Origin of the sequence: Streptomyces sp. CBMA156 (assembly GCF_014596515.1) — a bacterium.
In the GTDB taxonomy this organism is placed as follows: domain Bacteria; phylum Actinomycetota; class Actinomycetes; order Streptomycetales; family Streptomycetaceae; genus Kitasatospora.
Genome location: NZ_MSJQ01000267.1, coordinates 21,171 through 27,424, shown reverse-complemented (window position 1 = coordinate 27,424; position 6,254 = coordinate 21,171). Strand labels below are relative to the sequence as shown.

Annotated in this window: 5 protein-coding genes; 4 read left to right on the top strand and 1 reads right to left on the bottom strand. The window is 74.6% G+C overall.

Annotated elements, in window-relative coordinates; translation table 11 throughout:
* Positions 1 to 285, bottom strand: a 285-nt coding sequence (locus BU198_RS22640; protein ID WP_411293221.1) for an endonuclease/exonuclease/phosphatase family protein, incomplete at its 3' end; no start/stop codon positions are given.
* Positions 286 to 364: 79 nt separating this feature from the next.
* On the opposite strand from BU198_RS22640, the gene BU198_RS22635 reads away from it, so the two are divergent.
* The 4 genes from BU198_RS22635 (at position 365) to BU198_RS22620 (ending at position 6,245) form a co-directional block, all read left to right on the top strand.
* On the top strand, positions 365 to 991 hold the full coding sequence (locus BU198_RS22635) for a PadR family transcriptional regulator (protein ID WP_188298685.1): 627 nt from the start codon (positions 365 to 367) through the stop codon (positions 989 to 991).
* 72 nt (positions 992 to 1,063) lie between these two features.
* Entirely contained in the window at positions 1,064 to 1,828 is a 765-nt protein-coding gene (locus BU198_RS22630) for an ABC transporter ATP-binding protein (RefSeq protein WP_188298684.1), read from the top strand.
* On the top strand, positions 1,825 to 4,698 hold the full coding sequence (locus BU198_RS22625; RefSeq protein ID WP_188298683.1) for an FtsX-like permease family protein: 2,874 nt from the start codon (positions 1,825 to 1,827) through the stop codon (positions 4,696 to 4,698). The genes BU198_RS22630 and BU198_RS22625 overlap by 4 nt, the downstream gene beginning before the upstream one ends.
* Before the next feature lie 143 nt (positions 4,699 to 4,841).
* Positions 4,842 to 6,245 carry a dipeptidase gene (locus tag BU198_RS22620; protein ID WP_188298682.1) on the top strand — a complete coding sequence of 468 codons (1,404 nt, stop codon included), beginning with the start codon at positions 4,842 to 4,844 and terminating at the stop codon, positions 6,243 to 6,245.
* The last annotated feature ends 9 nt before the right edge of the window (positions 6,246 to 6,254 follow it).

Here is a 6,254-nt window from a genome sequence, read left to right as displayed (position 1 = left end):
CTCCCGCACCCAGCCCGCGACCGGCGCCGGGCTGCCGTGCAGGGCGGCGGCGAAGCGCCAGTCCTTCGCGCCCATCGCCGCGGCGGCGACCGCCGCCTGGTCGGTGCCGCCGGAGCGCGCCTGGTGCCGGTCCACCTCCTGGAGCGCCAGCACGTCGGCGTCCAGCGCGGCCACGGCCTCGGCCAGTGGCGCACCGGCGTCGGACGGGTAGGGCCGCGGGGCGCCGTCGGGGGCGAGGGGCTGGCCGTGCAACAGATTGAAGGTGGCGATGCGCAACTGGCTCACACCGCACGACGGTACCCGCTCGCCGGGAACGCCGGGCGCGGCTTGAGACGGTAGGGCATACCGGGTATACATACTCGGTATGTCCATCCGTCACGGTCTGCTCGCCCTGCTCGACCAGGGCCCGCGCTACGGCTACCAGCTGCGCACCGAGTTCGAGGCGCGCACCGGCGCCACCTGGCCGCTCAACGTCGGGCAGGTCTACACCACGCTCTCCCGGCTGGAACGCGACGGCCTGGTCGAGCCCGCGGGGGAGGACGGCGAGGGCCACCAGTTCTACGCCGCCACCGACGCCGGCCGCACCGAACTGCGGAGCTGGTTCGACACCCCGGTGCCCCGGACCAGCCCCCCGCGCGACGAACTGGCGATCAAACTCGCCATGGCCGTGACCGTCCCGGGGGTGGACGTCTCCGCCGTCGTCCAGGGCCAGCGCCGGCACAGCATCAAGGCGCTCCAGGACTACACCCGGCTCAAGGGCCGCGCCCTCGCGGGGGAGAAGCGCCCCGGCGTGGTGCCCTCCGAGAGCAACGACCTGGCCTGGCTGCTCGTCCTGGACCAGCTGATCTTCCAGACCGAGGCGGAGATCCGCTGGCTCGACCACTGCGAGACCCGGCTCTCCCAGCAGGCCGAACTCCTGCAGAACCGCACCGCCGAGGCCGTCCGTGACGGCGCCGCGCCCGCCAAGCGCGGCCGCCGCCTGCGCGCCTGAGCCCCCGCACCACCCGAACCACCAGGCTCCGGTCCCGACACCGGGCCCACACCCAGCACAAGGGGGGAATTCGTGTCCCACACCGAAGAGGCCCGGCAGACGCCGGTGCTCCACCTGGAGAACGTCACCCGCGTCCACGGCCAGGGCGCCGCCGAGGTCCAGGCCCTGCGCGGCATCGACCTCAGGGTCCACCCAGGAGAGTTCGTCGCCGTCATGGGCCCGTCCGGCTCCGGCAAGTCGACCCTGCTCACCCTGGCCGGCGGCCTGGACACCCCGAGCGGCGGCCGGGTCCTGGTCGAGGGCGTCGCCCTCGGCGAGCTCAACCGCAAGAAGCTCGCCCAGGTCCGCCGACGCTCCGTCGGCTACGTCTTCCAGGACTACAACCTGATCCCGGCACTCACCGCCGCCGAGAACATCTCGCTGCCGCGCGAACTCGACGGGCTGTCCACCCGCGCCGCCCGCCGCGAGGCCCTCGTCGCCCTGGAGGAGCTCGGCATCCCCGAACTCGCCGACCGCTTCCCCGACGACATGTCCGGCGGCCAGCAGCAGCGCGTCGCCATCGCCCGCGCCCTGATCGGCGACCGCCGCCTGGTCCTCGCCGACGAACCCACCGGCGCCCTCGACTCCACCACCGGCGAGGCCGTCCTCGCCGTCCTGCGCGCCCGCTGCGACTCCGGCGCCGCCGCCATGATGGTCACCCACGAGGCCAGGCACGCCGCCTGGGCCGACCGGGTCGTCTTCCTGCGCGACGGCCGCATGGTCGACGAGTCCACCAGCCAGGACGCGGCCAGCCTGCTCGTCAGCGCCGCCGGCAACAGCCTGAAGGTGGACGAGTGAAGCTCAGCGCCTGGCGGGTGGCCCTGCGCATCGCCCGCCGCGACGCCCTGCGCGCCAAGGGCCGCAGCGCCCTCGTCATCGCCATGGTCGCCCTGCCCGTCCTCGGCGTCACCGGCGCCGACGTGGTCTTCCGCAGCGCGGAACTCTCACCCGCCGAACACGCGGTACGGGTCATGGGGCAGGCCGCCGGCGAACTGAACATGGTCGAGCGCGGCTCCTCCGTCAAGCAGGCGCCCGACCCCGAGCACGGCTTCAGCATGCAGAGCCCCAAGGACGACGCCAAGGAGGGCGAAACCCCCGAGTACACCGCCGCACAGCAGCGCGCCCTCGACACCGACCCCGTCGAACTGGCCCGCCAACTGCTCCCGGGCGCCACCCTGGTGCCCGAGCGCCAGGGCCCGTACACCGCGGCGAGCAGCGCCCAGGGCCTGCTCAGCACCCGGGTCAGCGAGGCCGACCTGACCGACCCGGTCTGGGCGGGCCGGCTCGACCTGGTCAGCGGCCGCGCCCCCGCCGCCGACACCGAAGCCGCCGTCACCACGGACTTCCTGAAGCGCTCCGGCCTCAAGCTCGGCGACAAGACCGCCGTCCGCGGCCTGGACGACGTCTCCTTCACCATCACCGGCACCTACGAGTACCCGGGCGAACTGCGCTCCACCGAACTCTTCACCCGCCCCGGCACCCTGCTCGACCGGCTCGCCAAGGCCACCGGCAGCACCGACGCCCGCGCGTCCGGCACCGACCTGCCCACCCGCTGGCTGGTCAAGCTCCCGGCCGGCGCCGCGCTCGACTGGCGCAAGGTCACCGAGGTCAACGAGTACGGCTTCCTGCTGACCTCCCGCGCCGTCCTCACCGACGACCCGCCGGCCCGCGACGACGTCCCGTACTACGCCGAGAAGCGGGCGCGCGGGGGCGACGAGACCAGCTACTTCGACCGCGCCAACGTCGTCATCCTCGCCACCGTCGTCGGCCTGGCCCTGCTGGAGATCGTCCTCCTCGCGGGCCCCGCCTTCGCCGTCGGCGCCCGCCGCTCCCGGCGCCAGCTCGGACTGCTCGCCGCCGCCGGCGGTGAGCGCGCCAACGTCCGCGCGGTCGTGCTCGGCGGCGGCGTCGTGCTCGGCGTCACCGGCGCCCTCACCGGCCTGGGCCTGGGCATCGGCCTGGTCGCCGCGCTGCGCACCATGGCCGAGGACTACTCCGGCCGGCGCTTCGGCCACTTCGCGCTGCAGCCGCTCGACCTGCTGGGCATCCTCCTGGTGGGCCTCGTCACCGGCCTGCTGGCCGCCGTCGTGCCCGCCGTCCAGGCCTCCCGCCAGGACGTCGTGGCCGCGCTCACCGGCCGCGACACCCTCAAGCCGCCGAGCCGCAGGCTCGCCGCCCTCGGACTGCTGATGCTCGGCGGCGGCGCGGCCCTTGCCCTGTACGGCGCCACCAACGGCGTCGGCAACAGCAGCTTCGCCGTCCTCGGCGGCTCGGCCCTCGCCGAACTCGGCATGGTCGTCCTGGTGCCGTACCTGGTCGGACTCTTCGGCCGGCTCGGCCGCTGGCTCTCCCTCGGCCCCCGGCTCGCCCTGCGCGACTCGGTGCGCCACCGCGCCCGCACCGCACCCGCCGTGGCCGCCGTGATGGCCGCCGTCGCCGGCTCGGTCGCGGTCAGCGTCTACATGGCCAGCGTCGACGAGGAGTACCGGCGCGACTACGCCGCCGCCGGCCCGTCCGGGGCCGTCATGCTCGGCTCCGGCTGGCTGGCCGACGCCGACCTCAAGCTGCTGCCGCAGATGCGGGAGGCCGTCGAACGCGGCATCCCCGACCTCGGCCCGCGCGCCGACGTCCAGCGCGTCGAGCCCAAGGTCGACTGCGCCGAGGGCAGCTACTGCGGCTTCATCAGCGTCGAACCGCCCCCGGAGGAGCGCTGCCCCGCCGCCCGCCCGGAGAACGAACTCACCAACGCCGAGCGCGAGCGGATCCTGGAAACCGACAAGCGCTGCCAGACCAACGACCGCCGCGGCACCCCGTACAGCCCGCTGATCGCCGGCGACGCCACCCTGCTGCGCAACCTCTACGGCGTCACCGACCAGGGGGCCGCCCAGGCCCTCGCCGCCGGCAAGGCCGTGGTCTTCGACGCGCGCTACATCAAGGACGGCAAGACCTTCCTCGAGTACACCGTCCCGAATCCCGCGAGCACCGGCAACGGTCCCTCCTCGGAGAAGCCCCTCCGGACCGAGACCGCCGTGGACGCCGTACTCGCCGAGGTCTCCGTACGCGCCCCGGGCCAGGCCCTGGTCAGCCCGGCCACCGCCGCCCGGCTCGGCTTCCGGGGCACCCCGGCCGGCTCGGTCTGGCTGCCCGCCTCGATGCCCTCCGACGGAGCCCAGCAGAAGGCCGACGGCGCGCTCGCCAAGCTCAGCGACCACGACGTGCTCAAGGTCGAGCGCGGCTACGAGTCCCAGGCCGACCTGGTCCGCCTCGGTCTGAACGCCTTCGCCGCCATCGTCGCCCTCGGCGCGGCCGGCATCGCCACCGGACTGGCGGCCGCTGACTCCCAGCGGGACCTGACCACCCTCGCGGCGGTCGGCGCCGAACCCCGCATCCGGCGCTCGCTGTCCGGCTTCCAGTGCGGCGTGATCGCCGCGATGGGCGCCCTGCTCGGCGTGGTCTGCGGCGTGGTACCGGGCGTGGCCCTGCGCAAGGTCGAGGCCGCGGCGGGCAAGTACCCCGGGATGAGCGCCGAGGAGCTCGCCAACAAGGCGACCCTGGTCTTCCCGTGGCCCACCATCGCCGCCACCGTGCTGCTGCTGCCGCTGCTCGCGGCCGGGCTCGCGGCGCTGATGACCCGCTCGCGGATCACCCTGCTGCGCCGCTCGGGCTGAGGCCGCCGCCCGCTCCCGCCGTCCCCGTCACCCCCGTCGCGCGCTGTCGCCGCGACGGGGGTGACGGAGGTTACAGCCCCGGGAGCGCCCGGCAGCCGGACGGCCGGGGCGGGCACCCGCACGGGCGAACTACAGTCGTCGGTATGACGAGAACCCCGGACAGCGTCGTCCGCTCCTACATCGACCGGCACCAGGCGGCCTTCCTCGCCGACCTCTCCGAGTGGCTGGCCATCCCCTCGGTCTCCGCCGACCCGGACCGGGCCGACGACGTGCGGCGCTCGGCGCAGTGGCTGGTCGCCAAGCTGCGCGAGACCGGTTTCCCGGTGGCCGAGGTGTGGGAGACGGACGGACTGCCGGCGGTGTTCGCCGAGTGGCCCTCCGGGGACCCGTCCGCGCCGACCGTCCTGGTCTACGGGCACCACGACGTGCAGCCGGCGGCCCGCGAGGACGGCTGGGCGACCGAGCCGTTCACCCCGACCGTGATCGACGGCCGGCTGTACGCGCGCGGCGCCGCCGACGACAAGGGCCAGGTGTTCTTCCACACCCTGGGTGTGCGCGCCCACCTGGCCGCCACCGGCCGCACCGCGCCGGCCGTCAACCTCAAGCTGCTGATCGAGGGCGAGGAGGAGTCCGGCTCGCCGAACTTCGCCGGCCTGGTCCGGCGCGAGGCCGAGCGGCTGGCCGCCGACGTGGTCGTCATCTCGGACACCGGCATGTGGTCCGCGACCACGCCGACCGTCTGCACCGGCATGCGCGGCCTGGCGGACGCCCAGGTCGACCTGTACGGGCCCGACACCGACATCCACTCCGGCTCCTTCGGCGGTGCCGTCCCCAACCCGGCCCAGGTCGCGGCCGAGCTGGCCGCCGCGCTGCACGACGCCGACCGCAGGGTCGCGATCCCGGGCTTCTACGACGGCGTCGTCGAGCTGACCGAGCGCGAGCGCGAGCTGTTCGCCGAGCTGCCCTTCGACGAGGAGCAGTGGCTGCGGGTCGCCAAGTCCCACGGCACCCGCGGCGAGGCGGGCTTCTCCACCCTGGAGCGGGTCTGGGCCCGTCCGACCGCCGAGGTCAACGGCATCTGGGGCGGCTACACCGGCCCCGGCGGCAAGACCATCGTCCCCGCCTCGGCGCACCTGAAGCTGTCCTTCCGGCTGGTCGCCGGGCAGGAGGTGGAGAAGGTCCAGGACGCCGTGCGGGCCTGGGTGGCCGGGCAGGTGCCCGAGGGCATCCGCCACGAGCTGGTCTTCCCGGGGGCGACCCGTCCCTGCCTGACCCCGCTGGACCACCCGGCGCTCCGGTCCACCGTCCGCGCGATGGGCCGGGCCTTCGAGCAGAAGATCCTCTTCACCCGTGAGGGCGGCTCCGGTCCCGCCGCGGACCTCCAGGACGTGCTGGGCGCGCCGGTGCTGTTCCTCGGCATCTCGGTGCCCTCGGACGGCTGGCACTCGGTCGACGAGAAGGTCGAGCTGGACCTGCTGGCCAAGGGCGTGGAGACCGCCGCGTACCTCTGGGGCGACCTGGCGGAGAACTTCCGGCCGGGGGAATGACCCCCGCCG